This is a genomic window from Streptomyces sp. NPDC041784, assembly GCF_055591025.1.
In genome coordinates this window covers 60,909-83,558 of sequence record NZ_JBVJAB010000011.1, presented here as the reverse complement: position 1 = coordinate 83,558, position 22,650 = coordinate 60,909, and the positions used below count along the sequence as shown (strand labels likewise).

The window sequence follows — 22,650 nt, the reverse complement described above, 5'->3', positions numbered from 1 at the left end:
AGAGGGATAGGGGGAGGGAGAGGGGAGAGGGGAGAGGGGAGACAAGGAATCGGCGGCAGGCTCCCGGCGCGCAAGCCACCGGCCGCCGATTGGCTCTCGAACCGGAACAATGCGCCAGGGAGACTGGTGATCCGGTCCGGTGCCGTGGGTGAAGGAGTCAAGGAGTCGTGATGCAGGTAGCCGTGGTCACCTTCGACGGGTTCAACGAGCTGGACAGCTTCATCGCGTCCGCGCTGATCAACCGGTGCCGCAAGGACGGCCTGGAAGCCTTCGTCACGACGCCGACGCCGGTGGTCACGTCGATGAACGGCGTCGAGGTGACGGGGCAGCGCCCGATGGAGTTCGTGACCGAAGCCGACGTCGTGCTGATCGGCAGCGGGGTGAAGACGCGGGACGTGGTCGCCGACGACCGGCTGATCTCCAGGCTGCCGCTCGACCCTTCACGCCAGCTGATCGGCGCGCAGTGCTCCGGCGCGCTGGTGCTCGCCCGGCTGGGGCTGCTGAACGGCATGCCGGCGTGCACGGACCGGAAGAGCCGGCCCTTCGTCGAAGCCCGCGGCGTCACCGTGCTGGACACGCCGTTCCACGCCGAGGGGAACATCGCCACGGCGGGCGGTTGCCTGGCGTCCCAGTACCTCGCCACGTGGGTGATCACCCGCACGCTCGGGGAGGACGCCGCGCGCGACGTCCTCGACTACGTGGCTCCGGTCGGCGAGAACCAGGAGACCGTCGAGCGCGCCCTGCGTGCCGTCCACGCGGGCGAGTCCGCACTGCGCTGACGCTTCGAGCCGATCGAGGACGGGCCTGAGCCGCCCGGCCCAGGCCCGCCGTGCTCACCCTCGTTAACCTGACGCCATGCTGGACGCCATGGAGTTCCGGGGCGGTGACGTGCTGTCGATCGCCTGCCCGTTCGTCGCCACCCGGGTGAAGAACCTGAAGTGGGACTACCTGTCGGTGCCCTGGCCGTGGTGGCGGCCCGACCCCGACAGCGAGTTCCACCACTGGAACGGCATCGTGGCCCTGGGCATCGACGCGAAGACCCGCGTCTGGCACGAGACGGAGATCTTCCGCACCGACCCGGCGCCCGAGTTCCTGGAGCCCGGCGACGCGTGCCGGGTGGGCATACCGCCGACCGTGGTGCACGTGACGGCCGTCGACCACTTCGATCCGCCCCAGGAGACGGGCTGGCTGCCGCGCCCGCACCTGGCTGTCTCGCTGCTTCCCCGCGGCCTGTCGTACCAGGAGTTCCCGCCGGAGAGTCACCTCGATGGAACCGGTTTCGACATACACCCCGACAACGGCATCCCGTTCACCTTCGACCTGCTGTTCCGTCCGTACGCCTTCCTCCACCCCGGCGACGAGGTCGCCGACACCGCGGGGCGGGCCTGGCGCTTCGACGGCCCCTGGGACTGGCACGCGTTCGACGGCGACGAGTCCGCCGGCACTCCTGAGTGGCCGCTGACGCTCCTGACCCGAGCGGAGACACCGTGCACCCCGGAAGCCGCCGCGACGGTGGCGGCGGAAACGGCAACCGGATCCCACCAGGAGACCCTCGCGCACTGGACCCACCTCACCGACGCGACGCCCCGAGGACGGGCGTGAGAAGCGAGGTGCTCCGCCCACGGTAGTGCCGTGACCGCAAGGGCTCGCGTGGGTGCGGCGGCAGGGCAGGCCTGCCGAAATTCGTTTCGGTCGTGGTGAGGAGGGCTTCTGGTGTGGCGCGGTGACAACTGAAGTGATCGTGCTGAACGGCGGTTCCAGCTCGGGGAAGTCCGGGATCGTCCGGTGTCTGCATGCGGTCCTGCCGGATCCCTGGCTCGCCGTCGGGGTCGACTCGCTGATCACCTTCCTCGGCAACGAGGACCTGCGGATGCGGCTGGACGCGGCCCGGGCGGTCAAGCGGCTCGGTTTTGTACCCGTACCGCACATATCCGCCCGCCGCCTCGGGTCGCGCGGTGCTGTCCCGCGCCGTGCTGTGGCACGCCGAGGACCGGGTCATCCGCGACGGCAACCACACGATCGTCTTCGCCTGAGGCCGGAGGCGTGGGGTGTGGGGCGTGGGGCGTGGGGCCTGAGGCTTCAGGGAAATGAAGGGATCCGGCTGCGTAGACTGAACCTCACGCACTCAAACGTTCCAGAGGTGGCAAGCCGCTCCCGGCGGCGCGTGGCCCCGGCAGGGCGAGCGGGCCGCGCAGTCCGACGAATGGGAGTGGGTCGACATGGGTCGTTCGGGCCGGGTCACGTTGAGCGACGTGGCCAAGGCGTCCGGCGTGTCGCGGGCGACCGTGAGCTTCGTGCTGAACGACGACCCACGGCAGACGATCTCCGCGGCCACTCGTCAGCGGGTCATGGAGGCAGCCCAGGACCTCGGTTACGTCCCGCACGGGATCGCCCGCGCCCTGCGCGAGGGGTCCTCGCGGATCGTCGTGCTCAACGTCGACTGGGGAATGGAGGGCAACTTCTCCCGGAGCTACGTCCGAGGCCTGGACGAAGAACTCGCCGAGCACGACCACATCCTGCTGGTCCGGCACGGGCACGCGATCCCGGAGGCCACGCAGAAGGTCCTCGACACCATCGCGCCGAGAGCGGTGCTGCGGCTCGGCGAGGTCTACATGCAGGGGCACGAGGCGATGGAGCGGGACGGGGCAAACGGTTTCGCCGCCAACGCCGCGCTCCAGATCGGCTACCTCGCCGAACGCGGACACACCCGCATCGCGATGGCCCTGCCCGACCACGACTTCCCGCTGACCGACGCCCGGCTCGGATTCGCCCGGGAGGCCGCCCGGCGCCTCGGACTCCCGCCCCTGGAGCGCTTCGTCGTGCCGAGGCCCCGGGAGGCCGGCGCGGTCGCCGTCGCGGAGTTCCTCGCTGCTCACGCGGACGTGACCGCCGTCGCCGCCTTCGACGACGACATCGCGCTCCGCTGCCTCACCGCCCTGCGCGACCTCGACCGGCGGGTACCTGAGGAGATGGCCGTGATCGGCTTCGACGAGACCGAGCACGGCTCCCTCTCCACTCCCGCCCTCACCACGGTCCACATCGACGCGGAGGCCCTGGGGCGGGTCGCCGCCCGCGTCGCCCTCGGCATCGACACGGCGGGTCTGGTCCCCGCGCCCGGCCGGATCGTCGTACGCGCGTCGGTGTGACCGCGCCCCGCTGAGTGGTGATGGTGAGATCTGTTCGCCTGTGACACGCCTGTGACCGGAAGAGTGGCGTGCGTCACGGTTTACTGATCATGACTCCATCAAGATCAACACATGCGAAGAGACCTCTTACCGGCCCGCGTGACGGGACGCCCCGTCGTCGCCGTCGTGGCCGCCGTCGGCGTCGTCGCGGGCGTTCTCATCGGCTGGCCCGGCCTCGACACCGTCAACGGGTGCGGGCTCGCGACCGAGCGCTATCCGTCGGCGACCGCGGCGGACTGGGTGCGGTACGCCGATGTCGTGGTCGTCGGCAAGGCGGAACGGGAACGGGAGAGCGCGCGCGAGGAGTTGGAGACCGGAGCGTACAGCCACCGGCTGGAGCGGACCGTCGAACTGGCCACACAGGACACGCCGTTCAACTCCCGCACCCGCTCCCACCCCACCGTGGGCGCCACCCTCGACTACGTCGCCCCGGGCTGGAAGCTGCTTCGTTCCGACGGCGAGACCCGTGTCGCGGAACTGACCGGCGACGCCCCGCGTGTCGTACCCGGCCACACCTACATCCTCGCCCTGCGCTGGGACGGGGAGCGGTGGGTGGCGCTCGGTGAGGGCGCGGTCGTGCCGTTCGACGATCAGCGGATCGGACAGGGGGAGTGGTGCGGGCAGGTCGTGGACACCGATGGCTTCGCCCAGGGCGAGCGTGTCGGCCGGTCCAGTGACCGCAGCCTGGAGAAGACCCTCGTCGGACAGGGCGTGCCGGCCCTGAAGCAGGAACTCGACCGAGCGGCGCGGAAGAAGTCCTTGCCGGGGTCCGCGGGGCGGGGCGCCGTGGACCCGACATAGCCTGGACAGGCCTCGTCGGTTCACTGCCCCGTCACCCGTCACCCGTCACCCGTCACCCGTCACCCACTGTCCGCGCCCCGAACTTCCCTCAGGAGCCCCCTGCCGTGCCCGACGCCCCCGACCCCGCCGAACGGATCAGACAACGTCTCGCCGGTCACGAACTCCGTTTCAACGCGCTCTTCGAGGAGTACTTCGACACGCTGGAGACCTCCCTCGACGCACCGTCGTTCAGCGGCTTCGTCCCGGAATGCCTGCGCCTGGTACGGGAGTTGTCCCTGCGCGGCGGCAAGCGGATCCGGGTCGTGCTGGTGCACGAGGCCGCGCGTCTGGTCACGGACGAACCGGTGGCAGGGCTGGACGACGCGGCGCTGAGCATCGAACTGCTCCAGACCCACGGCCTGATCCACGACGACCTCATCGACGACAGCCCCACCCGGCGCGGCGGCCCCTCCACCTACTACGCCTACCGCGAGTCGTTCCCTGACCGCCCCCGGACGGCTCTCGGTCTCACCGTCCTCGCGGGCGACCTCGCGCTGGCCCTGTCCCTGCGCGTCCTGCTCGACTCGAAGGCGCCCCTCCAGGTGCGCCAGGCCATGACCGAGGTGCAGACCCGCACCGCGACGGACACCTTCGTCGGCCAGATCATCGACCTGGAACGCGACTTGGGCGCCACGGCGCCGACCGAGGACGTCCTGCACTGCGTCTCCGACTACAAGTCCGCCCGCTACTCGCTGCTCGCGCCCCTTCAACTGGGTCTCCTGGCCGCCGGCGAGCAGCCGGCCCGTCACGAACAGGAACTGCGCCGCTACGCTCGACTGGTCGGCATCTGCGGCCAATTGCGCGACGACTACCTCGACCTCTTCGGGGACGCGGCCGTGATGGGCAAGCCGACCGGCACCGACATCCGTGACGGGAAGCGCAGTTACACGGTGTCCGCCCTGCTGTCCGCCGTCAGCGGCCCGGAGCGCGCCCTGGTGGAGTCCGCGCTCGGTGACCCGTCCTGCACGGCGGAGACGATCGCCGCCATCCGGGAGATCGGCCTTGGCCACGGTGTGGCGGACCGGCTGCGGTCCGACATGCGTCGCCACGCGGAACAGGCGTCCGCGGAGGCCGCGGCCTGGCGTCCCCGCTGGAGAGCCGAGGCGGTCGCCTTCTTCGAACGGCTGCCGTGGTGGAGCGTCGAACGCTCCCACTGAGCACCGGACGACCGGCCGGCCGTCCTGTCCCCGTCATTCCCGCCGGGACGCCGTCCGTCATTCCCGAGGGGACGGTGCCCGGCGTACGACACCCACCGCCCACCGCCGTCTCAAGGCGGACGCACCGGTCGCACCGGACGTACCGGACTCGCCACCTCCGTCGCCCCCGCGGGCCGGCCGATCCCCCGTACGCCCCACGAAGGCGGCCGCGAGCAGAGCGCTCAGCGCCGTGACCGCCGTGCCCCTCCACCCGACCGCGTCGAGGAGCGGCGCGGCGAGCGCCGTGCCGAGGGCGCCGATGACGAAGTACAGCACCAGGTACTGCCGGCACGTACAGCGCGACTCATATCGCTGACGGCCATCGCCTGCATGACATGGCCGAGCTTGCGTGCGTCGTTGGTCTCGGCAGCGTCCGCGAACTCCTTGGCGATCCGCTTGCCGTAGCGGGCGGCGATCGCGGGCAGCTGCGCCAGGCCCGCCCGGAACGCCGGCTGGGCGCGGGCCGCCGACTCGGTGATGACCGACGCCAGCTCGTCGGCGACCTTCGTCTTGCCCATGCTGAGCTGCTTCACCAGCCCGTCCAGGATCGGCGCCGAGGACACACCGAGCTTGGCGAAGTGGTCGGTGAGGTCCCCGTATCCGGCCATGGCTAGCTTGGACAGGTTGCCCTGGAAGCTGCGCTGCGCCTTCAACTGGCTGCGCAGCTCTCGCAGGTAGTCCTCCAAGGTGGCTTTGGCGTTCTTGTTGGACCTGGCCACCTTGTCCTGGGCGGTCTGCCACGCCTTGGCCGGGTCGACGATGGCGCCCAGGGCCTGCGCCATGGCCTTCATCTCGTCGGTGTACTGCGGCAGGCCGTCCTTGCCGACAGGCACCAGCAGGTCCAGGTTCCACGCCTCGACCGCGCCGACCTTCGCCTGCTCCACCTTGGCGTTGACGATCTCCATCGCAGCGGCGAGTTCGGACTCCTTCTTTACCGCCGACGACCAGACGCGGTGCTGCTCGTCGAGGACGTCCATCGCGGACTGCCCCTCGGTGGTGAGGGCCGAACTGACCTGCCCGGACTGGTCCACCGTCGCGAAGGAGGCGTCGCGCCAGATGTCCTTCTTGAGGTCATCGAGCTTCTTGCCGCCAGAGGTGATGGCGTCCAGTGCGGACGCCATGTCGATGCCGACCTTCTTCAGCTTTGCCGCGTCATCGGAGTTGGTCAGTGACTCCGTCAGGGCGCGCAGGCCCGCACCCTGGTCGCCTTCCTCTCGCTCGGCGCGCAGTGCCTGCACGAGGTCGTCGGTGGCCGCCCTGGCCTGCTCCTTGGAAGCCGAGTACGCCGCGTAGGCGAGCACGCCCACCGCCAGCAGTGCCGTTAGACCCGACACCGCCAGGCCCGTACCCTTCAGGACCGCCGGCATGACCGAGCCGCCCGCCTGGGCTTCCGCCTGAGCGACCCGGAACGCCTGCCACTGTGCCGTGATCCGGGTGATCGCGGCGAGGGCGAGCGCCCCAGATGCGGATATCGCGAGCAGCCCGGCACCCATGGACTTCAGCGGGCCCGGCGCGTCCGCGATCGACCCGGCGAACACCGACAGGGCGTTGCCGACGGTCTGCAGCACCGGCAGCAGCGCCCGCCCCAGGTCGATCCCCAGGGCCTTGCTGCGGTTGACGAACATCTCCCACTGGCCGGCGGTGGTGTCCATCTGCATCTCGAACGCCTTGTGGGCGGCCCCCGGCCCGCTCCACCTCGTTGGCGATGCCCTGGTACGTGCCGGCGTAGTTCTTGCCGTCGTTGGCGGCGAGCGCGAGCATCGCGCGGGAGGCCCGCACGTCGTGGAACAGGGTGGTGATCTCCTCGGCGGAGCCGTGCGCGGCCCTGGCCAGCTTGTTCACGACGACGTACAGCCCGTCCTGCTGCACCGCCGAGGCCGCCGACTCGTATCCGAGCTTGCGCATCATGTCGCTCAGCTCTTGCGTCGGCTGCATCATGCGGGTCATCAGCATGTTCAGGCCGGTCGCGGACTCCGCAGCGGGAACACCCGCCAGGGTCACCGCAGCGTACGCGGAGGCCAGGTCATCGAAGCTGATACCGGCGGCAGCGGCCATCGGCACGATGTCGCCCAGGGTGCAGGGCCAGCTCCTCGAAGCTGATGACGCCCTTGTTCACCGTCTGGAACATCACGTCCATGACGTCGGACGCCTTGGACGCTGGCATGCCGTACGCCTTCAGCACACCCAGCAGGGCCCGTGCGGAGATCTCCGTCGTCGGCAGGCCCGCGCTGGCGCCCTTCGCGGCCACGGACAGGATCGTCATCGCCGCCGCACCATCGAAGCCGGTCGACACAACCTGGTACAGACCCTCGGCGAGCTGGCTCGTCGACTGCGTCATTCCCTTCGACAGGTTCAGGATCTGGTCGGTGAACCCGCTGACCGTGGACGCGTTGATCTGCTGGGAGATCGTCATGACGTTCGCCATGTGCCGCTCCAGCGACACCGCGCCGACGACACCGGCGGCCAGGATCGCCGACAGCACCACACTGGTGCGCATGTAGCCGCCGATGCGGGCCCGCGACGCGGCGCGGGCCTCCGCAAGGGCTGCCGCCTCCGCCTGCCGGACCGCAGCAGCGTTCGCCGCAGCACGCGCCGACGCGGCAGCCTCGGCCTCGTTGCGGGCGGCCAGTGTCTGCGCGGCTTGCGCGTCGGCCGCCGCCCGGGCGTGCGTTGCACGGGTCGACACTCCGGCCGCGCGGGCGGCTACGGCCTGCGCTGCAGCGGCCCGCTCCTCCTGCAGCGTCTGCGCCTGCGCGGTCCTGGTCGCCGCCTGCGCGGCAGCGTTCGCGGTGGCCTGTGCCGCAGCCGCACCCACCCCGGCCGTGGCCTGGGCTCGGGCCGCCATGGTCTGCGCGACCGCTTGGGCGCGCAGCGTCCGCTCGCCGGCCGCGACCGCTGCGGCCCGCTCCATCTCCGCGCGCGCCGCAACGCTCGCCGACAGCGCCTGCGCCCGCCCGGACCGCTCAGCCGCCGCCGCGGCCACCCGCTGCCCTGCTGCGGTGCGTTCCACGGCCGCGGTCACCCGGGCCTGACCGAGGACCGCGTCAGCCGAGGCGGACGCTTGCAGACGGGCCAGCCGCTGCGTGGCCGAACCCATCTTCATCAGCGTCCGGTTGACCTGCTGCAGCTGCCCGTCGAACTGGCGCAGTTGGGTGGCCGACTGACGCAGACCGCCGGTCAGTCCGCCGGTCCGCGCCGTCAGGTCGACGTACAGGCTGTAGGCAGTGCTCACCTACCGCTCCCGTCTGGGCCTCAGCCCGATCTTGACCCCACGCCCCTCTGGACCGACTGGGACGTGCTCCCGCTCCATTTGGATCAGCTCGCACCCCGGACAGGTGCGGCTGTCGACGACGTACGCGAACCGGTCCCCGCCCAGTTCCGGCCGCCACTCGTCATCCCGTGTGCCGCAGCTCGGGCACACCGCCCGCGTGTACGCCAGCCACGCCAGCGCCTTCGCCCTATCCAGCGCCGTCCAGCGCCCGTCTCCGGCGCCGGTGAACTGACTATGCGGTATTCCATAGTTGTGGCACAGTTCCATCTCGGCCCGGAACGCCGGATCGGAGATCAGCCTTTTCCCAGCTCCGCACGCAGTGTCCGGTTGACGACCAGCGCCGCTGTGAACAACGCCTTTGCCTCCGCGTCGGGCCAGGAGTCCAGCAGTTCCTGCGCGTCGGCGACGCTCATGCCCTCGACCTCGGTGCCGTCCTCGCTGCGTTCGACGTTGCAGGCGGAGACCAGGGCGGCGGGGAACGTCTCGACGTTGTACTCCATGCCCTTGTCGGCCTGCGCCTCGGTCGGCGCGTGCTCGCGCAGCAGCTGCTCCCACACCGGGCGGGGCAACGCCCGGAAGGTCAGGGTCAGCGTCGCCGCTTGCAGGGCCTCTTGGGTGCGGGTCAGGTCCATGTCAGCGGCGACGACCTGTGGGTTGGAGGTCACCCAGGCGTCGTGCTGATCCTGGTGGATACCCTGCTCGGCGCATTCGGCGAGGGCGGCGGCGCGGGCTTTCGCCAGTTCCAGCGTGAGCGCATGCGCCCGGGTGTCCTCCCGATCCCAGTCCAGGAGTACCGAGGCACCGGCCTTATCTACAGCTGTCAAGCGTCTGTGCGGGCAGAGAGATCGTGGCGGTATCAGGCATATGAGGCACGTGGCATTTCTGGAGCTGAGCGAGGAGCACGCCAGTGACCACACCGTCCCCCGCCAGCGACACCATGAAGTCGATCGGCATCGTGCAGGAAGGGGTCCCCGTCCTCACCGAGCCGACTCGCCCCTTCGAACTCCCCCGAGAAGCCGCGGAGGCCCGGGAGATTGTGGCGGCGCTCCATGCGGCCGCCGACCGTGCCGCGGCAGTGCACACCTTCAGTAAGGGGATGGGCATAGCAGCACCACAGATCGGGGTCCGCCGGCGTGCGGCCATCGTCCGGCCGGCCGATGGCGATGCCATCGCTCTCCTGAACCCCATGGTGGTCGAGGAGTCGTCAGACACCGATGAGCAGTTCGAGGGGTGCCTGTCCTTCTTCGATGTCCGCGGCAAGGTGCCCCGCCCGCGCACGCTGCGGGTCTGTCATCAGGACTTCGACGGGAAGTGTCAGACGACGATCTTCACGGATGGGCTGGCCCGGCTGATCGCGCACGAAGTCGATCATCTGGATCGGGTGCTGTACGTCGCGCGGATGGCTCCCGGCATCAGCACGATCTCGGTGGCCGAGTACAAGGGCACGGGACAGACCTGGCGGTACCGTCCGCGCTCAGGGGCTTAGGTCGCAACAGCCTTGACAGCGGTAGGCGGCCATCTGCGGGTGCCGCAGGTGCTGTCCGCCGTCGTAGACGTGCAGGGTGAACGTCTCCGATCCGGACCGGTCGGCCTCGTCATAGGCGTCCAATACGAGCTCGATGCGGTCCCAGAGCCGCACCGGGCCGCCCTCACGCACTGGCCAACCGCCGTCGTACGGGGGGAGGGTGGCGGTTGAACCGGTCACCACGTCGACCAGGTGCACCACCTCGCCGACCGTCGTCATCTGTTGGCTTCGTCACTCCGGCGCTATCAAAAGACCCTGTCTCTATGAATGGCTCTGCACGAAAGCGGCGGTGACAGCACGTCAGCGTGAGTGCGGTGTGACTCCAACATCGTGAAGATGCTGTTCCCGCAGTTGGCGCGCTGATGCACGTGCCGGCCGTGCTCCTAGTCGACGAGCCGACCAGCGCCCTCAACCACGAGCGGGGTGCGGCCGTGCTCGGCCTGCCGGTCCGGTTGACCCGCGGGCGGGGCAAGGCGACCCTCCGCTCCCACTCACCGTGGCGGACCAGGTCAGGGAGATACGGGCAGCAGGCTCGGCGCGCACGTGGTGGCGCCCTACCGCACCCCCCGGTGTCAGCCCTCCACCAGGCGGCGTACGACCTCGTGCAGCTCGGCCGCACGCCGGGACAGCCGCGCACGCTCGACCGTCTCAGGGTCGTCCGCCCCAGGTGGTGCCCCGAAGGTGAGCAGTCCTGTGAGGCGGTGCAGCAGGTCGGCGATGTTCTTGAGGTCGTCCTGGGTGAAGGAGGGGGCGGGGAGTTGCTCGGCCAGCGGGACCAGGATCATGGCGGACTCTGCGGCTGCCCGTCGCTGGAGGGATTGTTCGCGCGGGGCGTCGCTCTGGTCGGGGTGGAAGGAGACCTCGTGGTGCCGCGTAGCCAGGGCTTCCCATGAGCGGGCGATTTCCAGACGGTGGTCCCCGTCGAGTCGCGCGTACACCTGGCGCGCCAGGTGCGACGTGCGCACGCTCGTGCCCGAGTCCGCCGAGCCGAAGGTGAGCAGGCCGGTCAGCCGGTGCAGCAGGCTGGCGATCAGCCCGAGGTCGGCCTGGGTGAGGGCGGGATCGGGCAGCGCTTCGGCCATCGGGAAGAGGATCGTCGCGGCTTCGGCGGCCGCCGCGCGCTGCAGTGCCTGTTCCCGCCGGGCGTCGGTTTGCTGTGGGTGGAACGAAACCTCGTGGTGGAACTGGGCCTGGTCGGTCCAAGAGCGGGCGATGTCCAAGCGGTGGTCGCCGTCCCTGAGCTCGGCGTACAGCCGGCGGGCAAGCGCGGCCGCCTCGACGGCCAGTTCGGTGGTAGCAGAGCCGAACGCCAGGAATCCGCTCAGGTAGTGCAGCTGCCCGGCCAGGGAGGCCCGCTGCGTGTCCTCGCCGTTCGGCCGGTCGGCAAGGAAACGCATGACCTCCCAGCCGTTCCGCGCCGCGGCAAGCTGGGCCGGGACAGCGTGCGGATGGGCGGCCCAGGCGGAGGCCAGCCACGCTTCGGCGAACTTGTGCAGAGGGATGTCGGCGAGCCCCGGACCGGCATTCACGAAATGTTCGACGACCTTCCGGGTGACGTTGAACGAGTCGGGATAGCGGCCGGAAGCGTACAGTCCCCGGGCACGCTCCGCGAACGTCCGCAGGGTGTCGAGCCACCATTTCGGACACGCGGCGGTGTTGTCCGTCCGCCTCGGGTGGACCGGGTTGTGGAAATCGAGGATGAGCGGGATGTCGCACCCGGGGTGGCGGATCTCGAGGATCCCGTCGTGCCCGTTCGGTGCCCTGAGGTAGGGCCCGTCGGCGAGCGGCTGGCGGGTCAGGTCCTCGGGCAGCTCCTGCCCGTCCATGAACAGGACCCGTGCTTTGTACTTCTCCCCGAAAGGCCACAGCCGGAAGGTGAAGCTGTGGCCGTCGGCGGTATGGAAGACGTACGACGCGCCGTAGGTCAGCCTCTCCGGCAGCTGGTTGCGCTCCATCGTCAGCCGCTTGAACGTCTCGAACGGCATCGGCGGCGCCGGCGGCTCGACCAGCTTGCCGTCGGCGGCATCGCGTAGCTCCTCTGGAGTTACAGGCGAAATCAACCGTCCTGTCCGCCGCCGCGGACCGGTTTGTACACGGGCACTCAGTTCTGCCATTGGCGGACTTCTGCCATGGCCTGCGCGGCTTCGTCGTGCCGGTCGAGCTCGGCGAGAAGGTCACCCCGTACTTCCAGCATCTCGACGATGAACTGCACCAGGTGGGGATTCTCGTCGGCGAGCGGGCGCATCAGGTCGAGGGCAACAGACGCGTGCTGTACCGCCTCGGGGTAGTCGCCGAGGCTGGCCAGGCTGATGGTCAGGTTCCGTTCCACATCGATGTGTTCGAGTACCAGTTGGAGCTGGGGCTCTGGCTCGTCCGCGAAGCGGGCACCTGACTCGCGTAAGGCGTCCACCGCCTCGGGAACCCCCCCGGCGATGGCCAGGTGCTGCCCGAGGAGGCCCAGGAGGCTGGCCATGGTGGTCGGAACCCCTGGTGTGCCGTCGAATTCCCGGTACACCTGAACGCTCTCATTTGCTGCCTCGATCACGCCTGGAGCGCCCGCCATGTTCCGGCTGACCGCCTGAATACCTAGTGCCTGGGCCAGTTGCAGGCGGGACTCGGGCAGGCCGCGCAGAAGCCTGACGGCCTCATTGACGATGTCGCCGAGCGGCTCCCCGAGTTGCATGAGGCACTGTGCGTGAGTGATCAGAACAGTCGCATACAGCGCGACAACCGGGGCGTGCTGCAACATGCCGGACGCCCTCATCCCGTCAATGGCCTCGCCCGTCGCCGCTGCCGCCGCTTCGATGTCGCCGAGACTGAAGAGGCAGATGCCGTAGTCGGCGAGGACGCCGGCCACGGAGATGAGTGCGTCGGGGTCGTGTTCCACAACCTCGCCGTAGACGGTGATCGACTCCTCGTACAACACGACCGCTTGGGTGGGATCGCCAAGCGCGTTGTGGGACGCGGCCGCCGAATGCAGTGCCATGGCGAGCAGAGTGCGTTCGGCCAGGGTGCTCGGCGGTGACTCCCGATAGATGTCGAGCGCTGCCGAACTGGCTTCGTACGCTCTTTCCGCGTCGCCCAGCTGGATCGCGGCTGCGCCCTGGATGGTCGACGCTCGGGCGACCTCAGCGCGTCGGCCTTGGTGGTCGGCGAGGTCGCCCAGCATGTCCAGCGCCCTGCCGGTGAGTTCGAACGCCAGGTCAGGCTGTCCGAGAACGAGGTGGCCGCCGGCACGGGAAGTGATCGCGTTGACGCGCATCAAGTATGAGCCCCGATCCCCGTCGCCGAACTGGCCGAGCAGTTCGTCCGCAGCGGTCAACAGATCCACCGCTTCAGCAGGACGGTTCATGGCCATCAGGCAACCGCCTTCAACCAGTTGGGCAACCGCTATCGTCCGCTGGGCCAACGGTGAGTCCACAGGGAACTGTCCGACTGCCTCGCGTGCCGCCACGGCAGCCTCAAGGCTCTCCACAGGCCGCCCGGCCAACGAGTGACTCTGGCCGACACTGACCAACGCCATGGCGTACGACAGCTCGATCCCCGCAAATGTGTTGCCGGAACGCATCAAACCGTCGTACAGGTCGCCAGCCTCGCCGGCCAGCGAAAGCGCTTCCTCGGGGCGCCTGTCCGCGATCATGCATGCGGCCAACGTGGACAATACGTCCGCGCGGGTTACTCGCGCGAGGGGTTCCGTGTCCGGCACTGAGGCGATGGCCTCCATTGCCTCAGGAGCGATTGTGACGGCTTCGTCGTACCGGCCGAGTACCAATGCCCACCGCGCCACCAGGCTCAACGCCGTCCCCAACGCCAGAGCGCGCTCGGCGGGCTCCTCGGCCAGCTCCCTTGCCAGGCCAACCGCTTGTGCCGCCTGCCGATGGGCTTCCTCAGGCCGGCCGACATTGCCCAAAGCGGCACTGAAGCCGATGAGCGCGTCCACGTACTCGATCAGCGGGGCCTGGTCCGCCGCGACCAAATCACGCTTCAGCCCAACCGCCTGCTCCGCGGCGTTCAGCGACTGTTCCGGTTCCACGGGAAGAGTACCGAGGAGCATGAGTGCGGTCGACTGCTGTTGGCCGAACTTCGGGTCAGCCGCGCGGAGATCTGCGAACAGCGCCGCCGCCTCGTCGAGCAGTTGCGCCGCCTCGGTTACGTCGCCTCGGACGGCCAGCAGAGAACCGAGATCCAGGCAGCTCTCGGCCAGGTCCGCGCGCTGCTGCGGTAGCCTCCGGTAGATCGCAATGGCTTCATGCTGAGCCGCAATGGCCTCGGGCGTCCGCTGAACCTCCGTGAGGTTCTCAGCGAGCCGATTGTGGAGACTGGCCAGTATCGGTTCGATGGAGCCGGGGTCGGTCATGACGATGTCGCGATATGCCGCAATCGCGTCCGTCGCGTACTGGCTCGCGTCGTCGAAGTGTTTCGCCTGCCAGCTGTACAACGCGAGCCGATCGAATCCCTCGGCCAGGCGTTTGCGGAAGTAGGGATCGGTGGGTGCGAATCGTCGCAGCAGCGAGACGCTTTCGAGTAGTGGTCCGATCGCCTCGACATACAGCTTCTGTCTGGACAGGTCCAGCGACAACACGCGCAGGAACTCCGAGTAGTCCTGGGCGGCGTATCCCGCCTGCTGCCTGGCAAACCGGCCGAACAACACCGGAATCAGGGCGTTGCGTAGCTTGTCCGGAACGCGGTCCGACAGCCCCTGAACGAGACGCGCCACCAGGCGGGTCAGCGGGAGGGTGGCCAGCAGGTAGTTGCCCGCCGGCCACCAGGTCTCGTCCGTCCCTGCCGGCGGGTAGTAGGCGTCCGGCGCGGAGTCAAGAAGTTGGCGGTCAGCCGGTTCGATGGCGAGGCTCTTGACCAGGATTTCGAGCGGCTCGACGGTCTGGAGCAAGAAGTAGTTGCCGTCGTGGATCTCGCCGTGGACCTTGATCGCCGCGATGCATGCTTCCAACGCGCCGCGTTGATCATCGAATTGCGCCCTGGCGACAGCGAGGTTCGTCCATGCTTCGATCCTGGCTTGGGCATGGCCGTTCACCTGGCTGTAGAGGCGCACGGCCTCGGTCAGCCAGTCGCGGGCGAGTTCCCGTTCCCCGGCTTGGCCGAAGCACGTGCCGAGGTTGTAGGCCGCCTTCGCCAGCCGATCCGGTGACGCACCGAGCGACTGGTAGTCCGTCCAAGCCCGTTCCGCCTCGGACTTGGCGACCGTGCCGAGAACTGCCCGGTAGGCAACGAGATCGGTGAGAATGTCCGGGCGTCGAAGGTCTGGCGGCTGCGTACCGAGCCACGTCACAGCGAAGTCAGCGAGACGGCTGTACAGCTGCGCGAGGTCCTTGTCGGTCGTATGTTGCCGATTCCCCAGTGCCGCGGCTGATGCGGCACGCAGGTCGTCGTCGACACAGAGTGGGATCACCGTGTCGATCTGCCGGGCGAGGAAGCTGTCCTGTTCTGCGGCCTCGATGAGCGCGGGCAGCCGTTCGACGAGCAGCTTTCGCAACGCCATGCGCACCTCATCACGGCTGACCGCAAGGTGAAGGGCGTTCAGCATCCCTGCCTTGTGGTCAGTCGTGCACGCCTCGTGATCGTGGATCCCTTGGACGAGCACGTCGAGAGCGGGCGTTTTGGCGAGCAGTTCCTCGGCCAGAATGTCGGGGCTGAGCGGGGCGATGCGGTCCCCGCCGGGAAACAGCTCGGCCAGCCACTCGGTGATCCTGGTCCGGCGCTCGATGGCGAACCCGACAGGGTCTGCCATGCCCGGCAAGGCGGTGAGCAGGTGCACTGCCACGGCTTGAGCGGGTGCGGTGATGGTGGCGAGCGCGACGGCCTGGTGGGCGCGCACGTCGGTGAGATCGGCGATGAAGTGCCTGGGCAGGCGGTCCACCCAGCGCCGTTCTTCCCGTCCGAGGAAACCCGCCACGACGGTGTCCGCATCCGAGTGGACCTCGCCCCGGGCCGCCTGCAGAACGGCCATGTGGAGTTTCAGCGGGTTGCTATAGCCCTCGTGGGTCAGGTCGAGCTCGGGCATCTCCCTGGTGCCGTCGGTGAAGTTTGTCCACGCGACGGTCGCGTGCCGCTGCCGGTCGGCAAGATCGAGTCGGCCCGCTTCGAGCCGGATCGACAGCCGGGTGCTGTGCTGGACGAGCCGGTCGGTGTCCCGGTTCAGCTTGCGCCACCAGGTGAGCTGGTCGGTGACACCGCCAGGGGCCCGGTCCACCAGCAGGATGCGGAGCTTCGGGCCGCGGCGGGCACGACCGAGCCGACCGATCAGGCGGACCGCGGTTTCGGTCATCCGGTCCGGGTAGTCGATCACGAGAACGGTCGGCCAGGTCAGTTCGATGTGGCTGCCAGCCTCGTCGAACGTGTCCTCGTCAGCGAAACCGGCCTGCCAGCCCGCCTCGGTCATCGTCCGGCACAACTCCGCCGCCAGCCTGGTCTTGCCCGCGCCACCGTCGCCGGTGATGACCGCGACACTGAACCGGTTTCCGCTGACACACCAGTCGTACAGCTGCTGCTGTTCGGTCTCCCGGCCGAGGAACGGGACGATGCCGTACTTCGCCTGCAGCAGTTCGGGATCCGGCATGTCGGCCTGCCGTGGCAGATACGCCGCACGGACATAGGTATCCAGGTAAGCGACCTCGCTGCGGCCACCCACTTCTTCGAGATCGTGCAGCCCCACTCCGACGAGCGCGCGGAAGTCGTCGTCCGCCAGCAGACGCGCGACCGGCAACGCCTGCAACCGGCTGCTGCCGTACATCTTCGGGTCGGCGAGTACCACGCCGAGCAGCTGTAGTCCGGGCCCGAACAGGGCGGCGCCGGACATGCCCTTCCAGCCGGAATCGTCACCCTGTAAGGGCAGTAACGTGGGCCTGCTGATGTTGACGTCATACCGTTCGGACCGGATGGCGCTGCTCGCGTTGACAGTGCCCTCCATGAGCTCGACGTCCCGGGCACCGTCCGCCGCCTGCGCTTTGGGGAAGCCCCACGCACGGCAGGAGACGGCTGCCTCGCCGGTGACCTTCCCCCAGCGCAGCGCACCGCTGTCCGGCCGGCTGCGCCACGGCGCAGCGGGGACACGCAGCACAGCCGCGTCGCCGACGCCTACCCCCAGCCAGATAACCTCGGCATCGATCACCGTCCCGTCGAGCATGCGAACGGCGACACCTTCCGGCGCGACCACATGACCGGCTGTCAGGACAAGGTCGTCCGCGATCGCGTAACCGGAACCGACGCGCATCGTCTCCCCGGAACGGGGGAGAATCTCCACAACGCGGTGACGCCGGTTCATGTCAGTGACCTGGCGTCCAGCGGTCCGGCCTCGCGACTGGCGGCACCTCTGCCACCTCGTCACCCACCTGGACCTTCTTGTCCGGAGCGTCAGCAAGCCTTGGCGACAACGTCAGCGTCAGTTTGTGCAGCGACCCGCGGCTGTGCTCTGCGGACGATCCCAGGGTCAGCACGCTCCACAGCCCCACCTTGGCATCGGCGTTGCCCTTGGTGGCGACACCCACCTCCAATTCGAGCACCACCGAGTCCAGCTCGAACTTGAGCGGCTCTCCCTCCCCGGCGGTCATCGCCTGCTGTAGCTCCCTGCGCAGGTCCGTGATCGCCTCGGCCAACGGCACCTCAGCCATAGCCCCCCCGTTACCCCGTGTCGCGATGGACATCTCCGATATCTGGTCGACCAAGGATGGCAGGATATTATGCGGTGCGTCCTGATTACGATGGTCGAGGCCGCAATGACGAAGGTCGGCGATTCTCGGCGCCCCTCACTGTCGGCTGCTGTAGGTTCGCGTTTCGGTTTTCCTGTCACGCACCATCGACCTGCCCTCGACTTCGCCGCACGCAACCCGGCGGTCTACGACGCCCTGTTCCAGCTCGACGGCGGCCTGGCCTTCGCGAACGAGGACACCCCGGAGCCTCTGAAGGACGCCTTCGCCGCTCTGCTGGAAAGCCTCGGCGAGGTCGCCGGGGACGGCGTCCACCCGGGACTGTTCACCGAGGTGTTCTGGGCGGCCCTGCACGGACTGGCCACCCTGACCCGGGCGCGACGGCTCCCGCGGGAGGACACCGAGCGCAGGGTGGAGCTGCTGGTGGACCGGCTCGCCATGGTCTGACACACCGCCCCAGCGGGCACGCAGCCGGGGTCCCCGGACCCCGCTGCCTGCCTCCGGCATCGCTTCCGGTCACTCGCGCCCACACGGCGCAGCCGCAGACCGCCGGGCCCCGTACCCCAGACGGGCGCCCGCCCCGCAAGCTGCGATGCTCATCGATCACGACCCGATACGCGCCCTAGCAGATTGCGAGGTAGTCCGCGCAGCTGTCTTGCGCGCACCGAACCAGGTGTGTGCGGTGTTGGGGTGGATGCCGAACAGGTCGTTGACGCCGATGGGCGGAAGGCCGGCGACCGCCTCGATCAGGCCAGGTAGAGGTGCCCGGCGTCGGAGGGCACGTTCCAATGCTGCCGCCGGGCTTGGGATCAGAACGAATGAGACTCGGCGGGGTCAGCCGCCACTGCCACGGCTTTCGTCCCGGATCATGCGGCGGAGGCTGGTGCGGGCCGCCGCGAGGTCGTCTTCTGCTTCCTCCAGGCGTTGCTGGAGCTGAGTGTTGTCCTGCTGAACCTGCTGGAACTGGGTAGACAGCTCGTGGTTGTGGCTGGTCAGCTCATCAATCCGGGCGACGAGGTCCTTTGTAGCAGCCTGGTCGAGTTGCTGGCCGAGGCTGCGTTGGAGAGCTGCTTTCAGTTTGTCTCGTTCCTCGCGCAGGGCCCGTATCTCGGTGCGGGAGAGTTCCAGGTCGGTACGCAGACTCGCTGTGCTCGCGGTGCCTCCGGACTGCCGGTCGCGGGCGGGACGGCTCGTCTGCTGGGCACGGGCCTTGTCGATGTGCCCGCGCACCCCGTCGGCGTAGACCAGCCAGTTCGAGACGCCCGCCGTGCGGGCGACCGCGGCGAAGGTCACCGGATCTCCCTGGGCCAGCAGTTGTTCCACTACGGCAAGGACGCGCTGCCGCTTGGTCCGGCTGTCCCTGCGGCGGGACTCCGCCAGGACCTTGGCGGGCGTGCGGGACACGGTCATGCCTGTGCCCTCGGCCCTTGGACGACGGAGAGCGGCAGGAGGGTGCGCCCTCCGGCCCGTATCTTGCGCAGCACCTTGCTGGCCTCCTCTACCTCTGCCTGGATCTCTGCCGGCAACTCTTCCATGCGGGCGTTCATGCGCTCGATGACGCCCTGGAACGCCTCATTCTGGTCGGTGATGTTGCGGATGACGAAGGCGTCGGCGTCCATGGCCTCGGCCAACTCGCGGTCGGCCTTCAGCGCGCGGATGTGGTCCTCGATCGCGGGCAGATAGGACGGATCGGGTCGGTAGAAGCCGCAGCCCGCGCACTGGAAGCGGATCGGGCACTTCTTCCCGCCGGCCTTCACGTTCGACGGCTCGACGCAGTTGCCGTACGGGACAGCGACTGATTTCGATTCGTACGACAGGTTCGAGGAAAAGGGCGCCGGACTGCCGACGCGGTCGACGGAGTGGAGCCGCAGCGTCTGCACCGCCGCCCGCTTCCGCTCCATCGTGACCTTGTAGTACGTCATGGTCACGTCGGGCGATCGGTGGTCCATGAGGTCCATCAGCACGTCGATGTCGGTGCCCGCGTCCGCGTGCCGTTGAGCGAAGGAGGACCGGAAGGCGTAGGGGAAGATCCTGCTGCGATCGAAGGGCAGCGGACGCCCGTCGTCGCCGGGCACGTCGGAGTCGAGAGCCGGGAGGCCATCGACCCAGGACCGCAGGGCCCGGGAGAAGTCTCCCGATTCCATATGCGGGTACTTCCGGTCGCTGGTCGCGGCAGGGAACAGGTAGTTCGTGCTGGACGGGGTGACCTTCAGCTCACGTCGGCGTCGCTGCCATGCCTGGATCGCATCCACCGTATGCCGGGTGATGGGGACTGCTGCACGGATAGGTGACACCTGACCTGGCTTGCCGAGAGGCGGCCTGGAAGGATGTTGCAGTGCCCAAGCCGTATCCCAGGGAGTTCCGCGAGGACGTCGTGCGGGTCGCGCGCAACCGCGAGCCCGGCGTCACGCTGGAACAGATCGCCGCCGACTTCGGCGTCCACCCGATCACGCTGTCGAAGTGGCTGCGCCGCGCCGACGCTGACGAGGACGCCGGGCCCGCGACGGCGTCGGGCGAGTCGGCCGAGCTGCGCGAGGCCCGCAAGCGCATCCGGCTGCTGGAGCAGGAGAACGAGGTGCTGCGGAGGGCTGCGGCGTATCTGTCGCAGGCGAACCTGCCGGCAAAATGATGTACCCGCTCGTCCGCGAGCTGGCCGCCGCCGCTGCCCCTCACCGGGTGCCGGTGGCGGTGACGTGCCGGGTGCTCAAGCTGGCCCGCCAGCCCTACTACCGGTGGCTGGCCTCACCAGTGACCGATTCCGAGCTCGCCGAGGCATACCGGGCCGACGCCCTGTTCGATGCGCATCGCGACGATCCCGAGTTCGGTCACCGCTTCCTCCTCGACGAGGCCCGCACCGCCGGTGAGTCGATGGCCGAGCGGACCGCCTGGCGGATCTGCAGGGACAACGGCTGGTGGAGTGCGTTCGGCAAGCGCAGGGGCCGCGGTAAGAACACCAAGGCCGGGCCGCCTGTCCATGATGACCGGGTCCGGCGCGACTTCACCGCAGCCGGGCCGAACCGGCTGTGGCTCACCGACATCACCGAGCACGCCACCGGCGAGGGCAAGCTGTATCTGTGCGCGGTCAAGGACGTGTACTCCGGCCGCGTCGTGGGGCTATTTCCATCGACGCCCGGATGAAGTCCAGCCTCGCGGTGAGAGCCCTTGAATCCGCGGTGGCCCGTCGCGGTCAGGTCGCCGGATGCATCGTTCATTCCGATCGTGGATCGCAGTTCCGCTCACGGAAGTTCGTGTCCGTGCTCGCACGTCACGACATGGTCGGCTCCATGGGCAGGGTCGGCGCGGCCGGAGACAACGCGGCCATGGAGAGCTTCTTCGCGCTGCTGCAGAAGAACGTCCTCGACCGCCGTACCTGGGCCACCCGCCAGGACCTGCGGATCGCGATCGTCACCTGGATCGAGCGCACCTACCACCGACGTCGGCGCCAGAAACGCCTGAAACCGGCTGCCCGACGGCCCGCGCTGCAACAACTGCCGCCCAAGGATCACCGCTGAGTGCGGCATCTGCGGGCGGACGGCGCTCTGCGACATATCCCGGGCCAGCGGCCAGCCGTGGTGCGACCGCTGCCAGCAGCGATGGGTGGCCTGCAGCGGCTGCGGCACCGTCGCCCAGGCCCGCAGCGGCGCCTGGGAGGCGCCGTTGTGCGCGAAGTGCACCAACCCCGACCCGGAATTCTGGGGCCGCTGTCCGGTCTGCACCATCACTTGGCAGCTCAGCACCCGCCCCTGCCAGCGATGCGTCCTCGACCAACAAGTACGCAACCTCCTCGGTGACGCCACCGGGGCCCGGCGTCCTGAACTCGCCCCGTTCCACCAGGCGTTGACGAAAGCCGAGCGCCCGGACATCGCCCTGGCCTGGATCTCCCGCTCGAAAGTACGAGATCTCCTGGAGCGCATAGGACGCGACGAGCGGCCCGTCACCCACGAGGTCCTCGACGAACTACCCCCGGGCAAGGTGCTGGCTCACCTGCGCAGTGTTCTGGTTGCGACCGGCGCCCTCCCGCCCCGCGACGAACGGCTCATCGCTCTGGAGAAATGGATCACCACCACGGTCCAGGCCCGCACCGATCTCGCCGAGCGCCGGATCCTGCACGGCTACGCGGTCTGGCATCACATGCGTCGGCTACGTCGGCGCCTCGGCGAAGACCACACCAATCGGCTCCAGGATCTGAACGTGCGCTGCCACGTCACCGCGGCTGACAACTTCCTCACCTGGCTCACCGGCGAAAGACTCACTCTGGGCACCTGCACCCAGCCGGACCTGGAACGCTGGATGGCCGACCCCACGGTCAGCTACCGCGACGAGACCGGCCACTTCGTGCGCTGGTCGGTACAGCACCGGCATGCCCGCGATCTGACCTACGGCACCGTCCGCTGGACCGGCCCGCTCAGCACCATCGACAGCGAGAAACGCTGGGCCGACGCCCGTCGTCTCCTCAACGACGACACGCTGCCGACCCTGGACCGTGTCGCGGGACTGCTGCTGATCCTCTACGCACAAAAGATCGCCACCATCAGCCAACTCACCGTCGACGACGTCACCATCGACGGCGACACCGTCGCGATCACGTTTGGCACCTCGCCGGTCGTCCTCCCCGCCCCACTGGCCAGCCTGGTCCGCGAACTCGTCGCAACCCGCCGCGGCAAGGCCAAGATCGGCACCCCCGACGAAGTTCCCTGGCTGTTTCCGGGCGGCCTCCCCGGGCACCCTCTCACCGACAGCCAAATCGGCAAGCGCCTCCATCGAATCGGAGTCCGACCCAAACAGGACCGGTCCACCGCACTGTTCACCCTCGCGACCGAAGTCCCCGCCGCGATCCTCGCCCGGATGCTCGGGGTCCACATCAAGGCCGCCGTCCAGTGGCAGCAGGCATCAGCCGGCGACTGGGCCGCCTACGCCGCCGACGTCAGTCAGCGACGAACTTGATGGCAGCCCCCGACCTACGAGGTTG

Annotated in this window: 18 protein-coding genes and 4 pseudogenes; 12 read left to right on the top strand and 10 right to left on the bottom strand. The window is 68.9% G+C overall.

The window, feature by feature from the left end; all coding sequences use genetic code 11:
• Nucleotides 1–170 precede the first annotated feature (170 nt).
• The 7 genes and pseudogenes from ACZ6D7_RS24330 (at nt 171) to ACZ6D7_RS24300 (ending at nt 5,182) form a co-directional block, all read left to right on the top strand.
• Nucleotides 171–779 (top strand): DJ-1/PfpI family protein, encoded by a 609-nt coding sequence (locus tag ACZ6D7_RS24330; protein ID WP_469494357.1) that lies wholly within the window; start codon nt 171–173, stop codon nt 777–779.
• A gap of 76 nt (nt 780–855) precedes the next feature.
• Nucleotides 856–1,602: a hypothetical protein gene (locus ACZ6D7_RS24325; RefSeq protein ID WP_469494355.1), complete on the top strand. Its 747-nt coding sequence runs from the start codon at nt 856–858 to the stop codon at nt 1,600–1,602.
• A 121-nt stretch (nt 1,603–1,723) separates the two neighbouring features.
• Nucleotides 1,724–1,843: pseudogene (locus ACZ6D7_RS24320) on the top strand (phosphotransferase-like protein); the annotation flags it as partial.
• Nucleotides 1,844–1,910: 67 nt separating this feature from the next.
• Entirely contained in the window at nt 1,911–2,033 is a 123-nt protein-coding gene (locus tag ACZ6D7_RS24315) for a hypothetical protein (protein WP_469494352.1), read from the top strand.
• A 219-nt stretch (nt 2,034–2,252) separates the two neighbouring features.
• Nucleotides 2,253–3,146, top strand: a complete 894-nt coding sequence (locus ACZ6D7_RS24310; RefSeq protein WP_469494350.1) for a LacI family DNA-binding transcriptional regulator — start codon at nt 2,253–2,255, stop codon at nt 3,144–3,146.
• Nucleotides 3,147–3,257: 111 nt separating this feature from the next.
• Entirely contained in the window at nt 3,258–3,986 is a 729-nt protein-coding gene (locus tag ACZ6D7_RS24305; protein WP_469494347.1) for a hypothetical protein, read from the top strand.
• A 104-nt stretch (nt 3,987–4,090) separates the two neighbouring features.
• Nucleotides 4,091–5,182: a polyprenyl synthetase family protein gene (locus ACZ6D7_RS24300; protein ID WP_469494344.1), complete on the top strand. Its 1,092-nt coding sequence runs from the start codon at nt 4,091–4,093 to the stop codon at nt 5,180–5,182.
• Nucleotides 5,183–5,403: 221 nt separating this feature from the next.
• Here the strand turns inward: ACZ6D7_RS24300 and ACZ6D7_RS24295 are convergent, their stop codons facing one another.
• From ACZ6D7_RS24295 to ACZ6D7_RS24280, 4 genes and pseudogenes are all read right to left on the bottom strand, one after another.
• Complete coding sequence (locus ACZ6D7_RS24295) at nt 5,404–6,879, bottom strand: hypothetical protein (protein ID WP_469494830.1); 1,476 nt, start codon at nt 6,877–6,879, stop codon at nt 5,404–5,406.
• Nucleotides 6,880–7,024: 145 nt separating this feature from the next.
• Nucleotides 7,025–7,276 (bottom strand): annotated as a pseudogene (locus ACZ6D7_RS24290) (phage tail tape measure protein); the annotation flags it as partial.
• Entirely contained in the window at nt 7,245–8,453 is a 1,209-nt protein-coding gene (locus tag ACZ6D7_RS24285) for a phage tail tape measure protein (RefSeq protein WP_469494341.1), read from the bottom strand. The gene ACZ6D7_RS24285 and the pseudogene ACZ6D7_RS24290, both read right to left, overlap by 32 nt.
• A 332-nt stretch (nt 8,454–8,785) precedes the next feature.
• A complete protein-coding gene (locus ACZ6D7_RS24280; RefSeq protein ID WP_469494338.1) occupies nt 8,786–9,316 on the bottom strand; it encodes a hypothetical protein in 531 nt (176 codons plus the stop codon).
• 83 nt (nt 9,317–9,399) lie between these two features.
• On the opposite strand from ACZ6D7_RS24280, the gene ACZ6D7_RS24275 reads away from it, so the two are divergent.
• The gene (locus ACZ6D7_RS24275) at nt 9,400–9,978 is read left to right on the top strand and encodes a peptide deformylase (RefSeq protein ID WP_469494335.1); all 579 of its coding nucleotides are present in this window, start codon (nt 9,400–9,402) and stop codon (nt 9,976–9,978) included.
• On the opposite strand, the gene ACZ6D7_RS24270 is transcribed toward ACZ6D7_RS24275, so the two are convergent.
• Nucleotides 9,967–10,236 (bottom strand): hypothetical protein, encoded by a 270-nt coding sequence (locus ACZ6D7_RS24270; protein WP_469494333.1) that lies wholly within the window; start codon nt 10,234–10,236, stop codon nt 9,967–9,969. The genes ACZ6D7_RS24275 and ACZ6D7_RS24270 overlap by 12 nt on opposite strands.
• Before the next feature lie 137 nt (nt 10,237–10,373).
• On the opposite strand from ACZ6D7_RS24270, the pseudogene ACZ6D7_RS24265 reads away from it, so the two are divergent.
• Nucleotides 10,374–10,499: pseudogene (locus ACZ6D7_RS24265) on the top strand (ABC transporter ATP-binding protein); the annotation flags it as partial.
• Nucleotides 10,500–10,589: 90 nt separating this feature from the next.
• On the opposite strand, the gene ACZ6D7_RS24260 reads toward ACZ6D7_RS24265, so the two are convergent.
• The 3 genes from ACZ6D7_RS24260 to ACZ6D7_RS24250 are packed head-to-tail and all read right to left on the bottom strand — an operon-like array spanning nt 10,590 to nt 17,699.
• The gene (locus tag ACZ6D7_RS24260) at nt 10,590–12,077 is read right to left on the bottom strand and encodes a hypothetical protein (RefSeq protein ID WP_469494330.1); all 1,488 of its coding nucleotides are present in this window, start codon (nt 12,075–12,077) and stop codon (nt 10,590–10,592) included.
• Nucleotides 12,078–12,118: 41 nt separating this feature from the next.
• Nucleotides 12,119–17,299: a tetratricopeptide repeat protein gene (locus tag ACZ6D7_RS24255; protein WP_469494327.1), complete on the bottom strand. Its 5,181-nt coding sequence runs from the start codon at nt 17,297–17,299 to the stop codon at nt 12,119–12,121.
• Between the two features lies 1 nt (nt 17,300).
• A complete protein-coding gene (locus ACZ6D7_RS24250) occupies nt 17,301–17,699 on the bottom strand; it encodes a trypco2 family protein (protein WP_469494324.1) in 399 nt (132 codons plus the stop codon).
• Here ACZ6D7_RS24250 and ACZ6D7_RS24245 point away from each other — a divergent pair.
• Nucleotides 17,688–18,128 (top strand): TetR-like C-terminal domain-containing protein, encoded by a 441-nt coding sequence (locus tag ACZ6D7_RS24245; RefSeq protein ID WP_469494802.1) that lies wholly within the window; start codon nt 17,688–17,690, stop codon nt 18,126–18,128. The two genes, ACZ6D7_RS24250 and ACZ6D7_RS24245, sit on opposite strands and share 12 nt — an antisense overlap.
• 387 nt (nt 18,129–18,515) lie before the next feature.
• Here ACZ6D7_RS24245 and ACZ6D7_RS24240 read toward each other — a convergent pair whose 3' ends face one another.
• Together ACZ6D7_RS24240 and ACZ6D7_RS24235 are read right to left on the bottom strand one after the other, a co-directional pair.
• Nucleotides 18,516–19,091 carry a DUF6262 family protein gene (locus ACZ6D7_RS24240; protein WP_469494322.1) on the bottom strand — a complete coding sequence of 192 codons (576 nt, stop codon included), beginning with the start codon at nt 19,089–19,091 and terminating at the stop codon, nt 18,516–18,518.
• Nucleotides 19,088–19,975 (bottom strand): tyrosine-type recombinase/integrase, encoded by an 888-nt coding sequence (locus ACZ6D7_RS24235; RefSeq protein ID WP_469494319.1) that lies wholly within the window; start codon nt 19,973–19,975, stop codon nt 19,088–19,090. The genes ACZ6D7_RS24240 and ACZ6D7_RS24235 overlap by 4 nt, the downstream gene beginning before the upstream one ends.
• 41 nt (nt 19,976–20,016) lie before the next feature.
• On the opposite strand from ACZ6D7_RS24235, the pseudogene ACZ6D7_RS24230 reads away from it, so the two are divergent.
• Together ACZ6D7_RS24230 and ACZ6D7_RS24225 are read left to right on the top strand one after the other, a co-directional pair.
• Nucleotides 20,017–21,193, top strand: a pseudogene (locus tag ACZ6D7_RS24230) (IS3 family transposase).
• A gap of 85 nt (nt 21,194–21,278) precedes the next feature.
• Complete coding sequence (locus tag ACZ6D7_RS24225) at nt 21,279–22,625, top strand: hypothetical protein (protein ID WP_469494315.1); 1,347 nt, start codon at nt 21,279–21,281, stop codon at nt 22,623–22,625.
• Nucleotides 22,626–22,650: the final 25 nt, after the last annotated feature.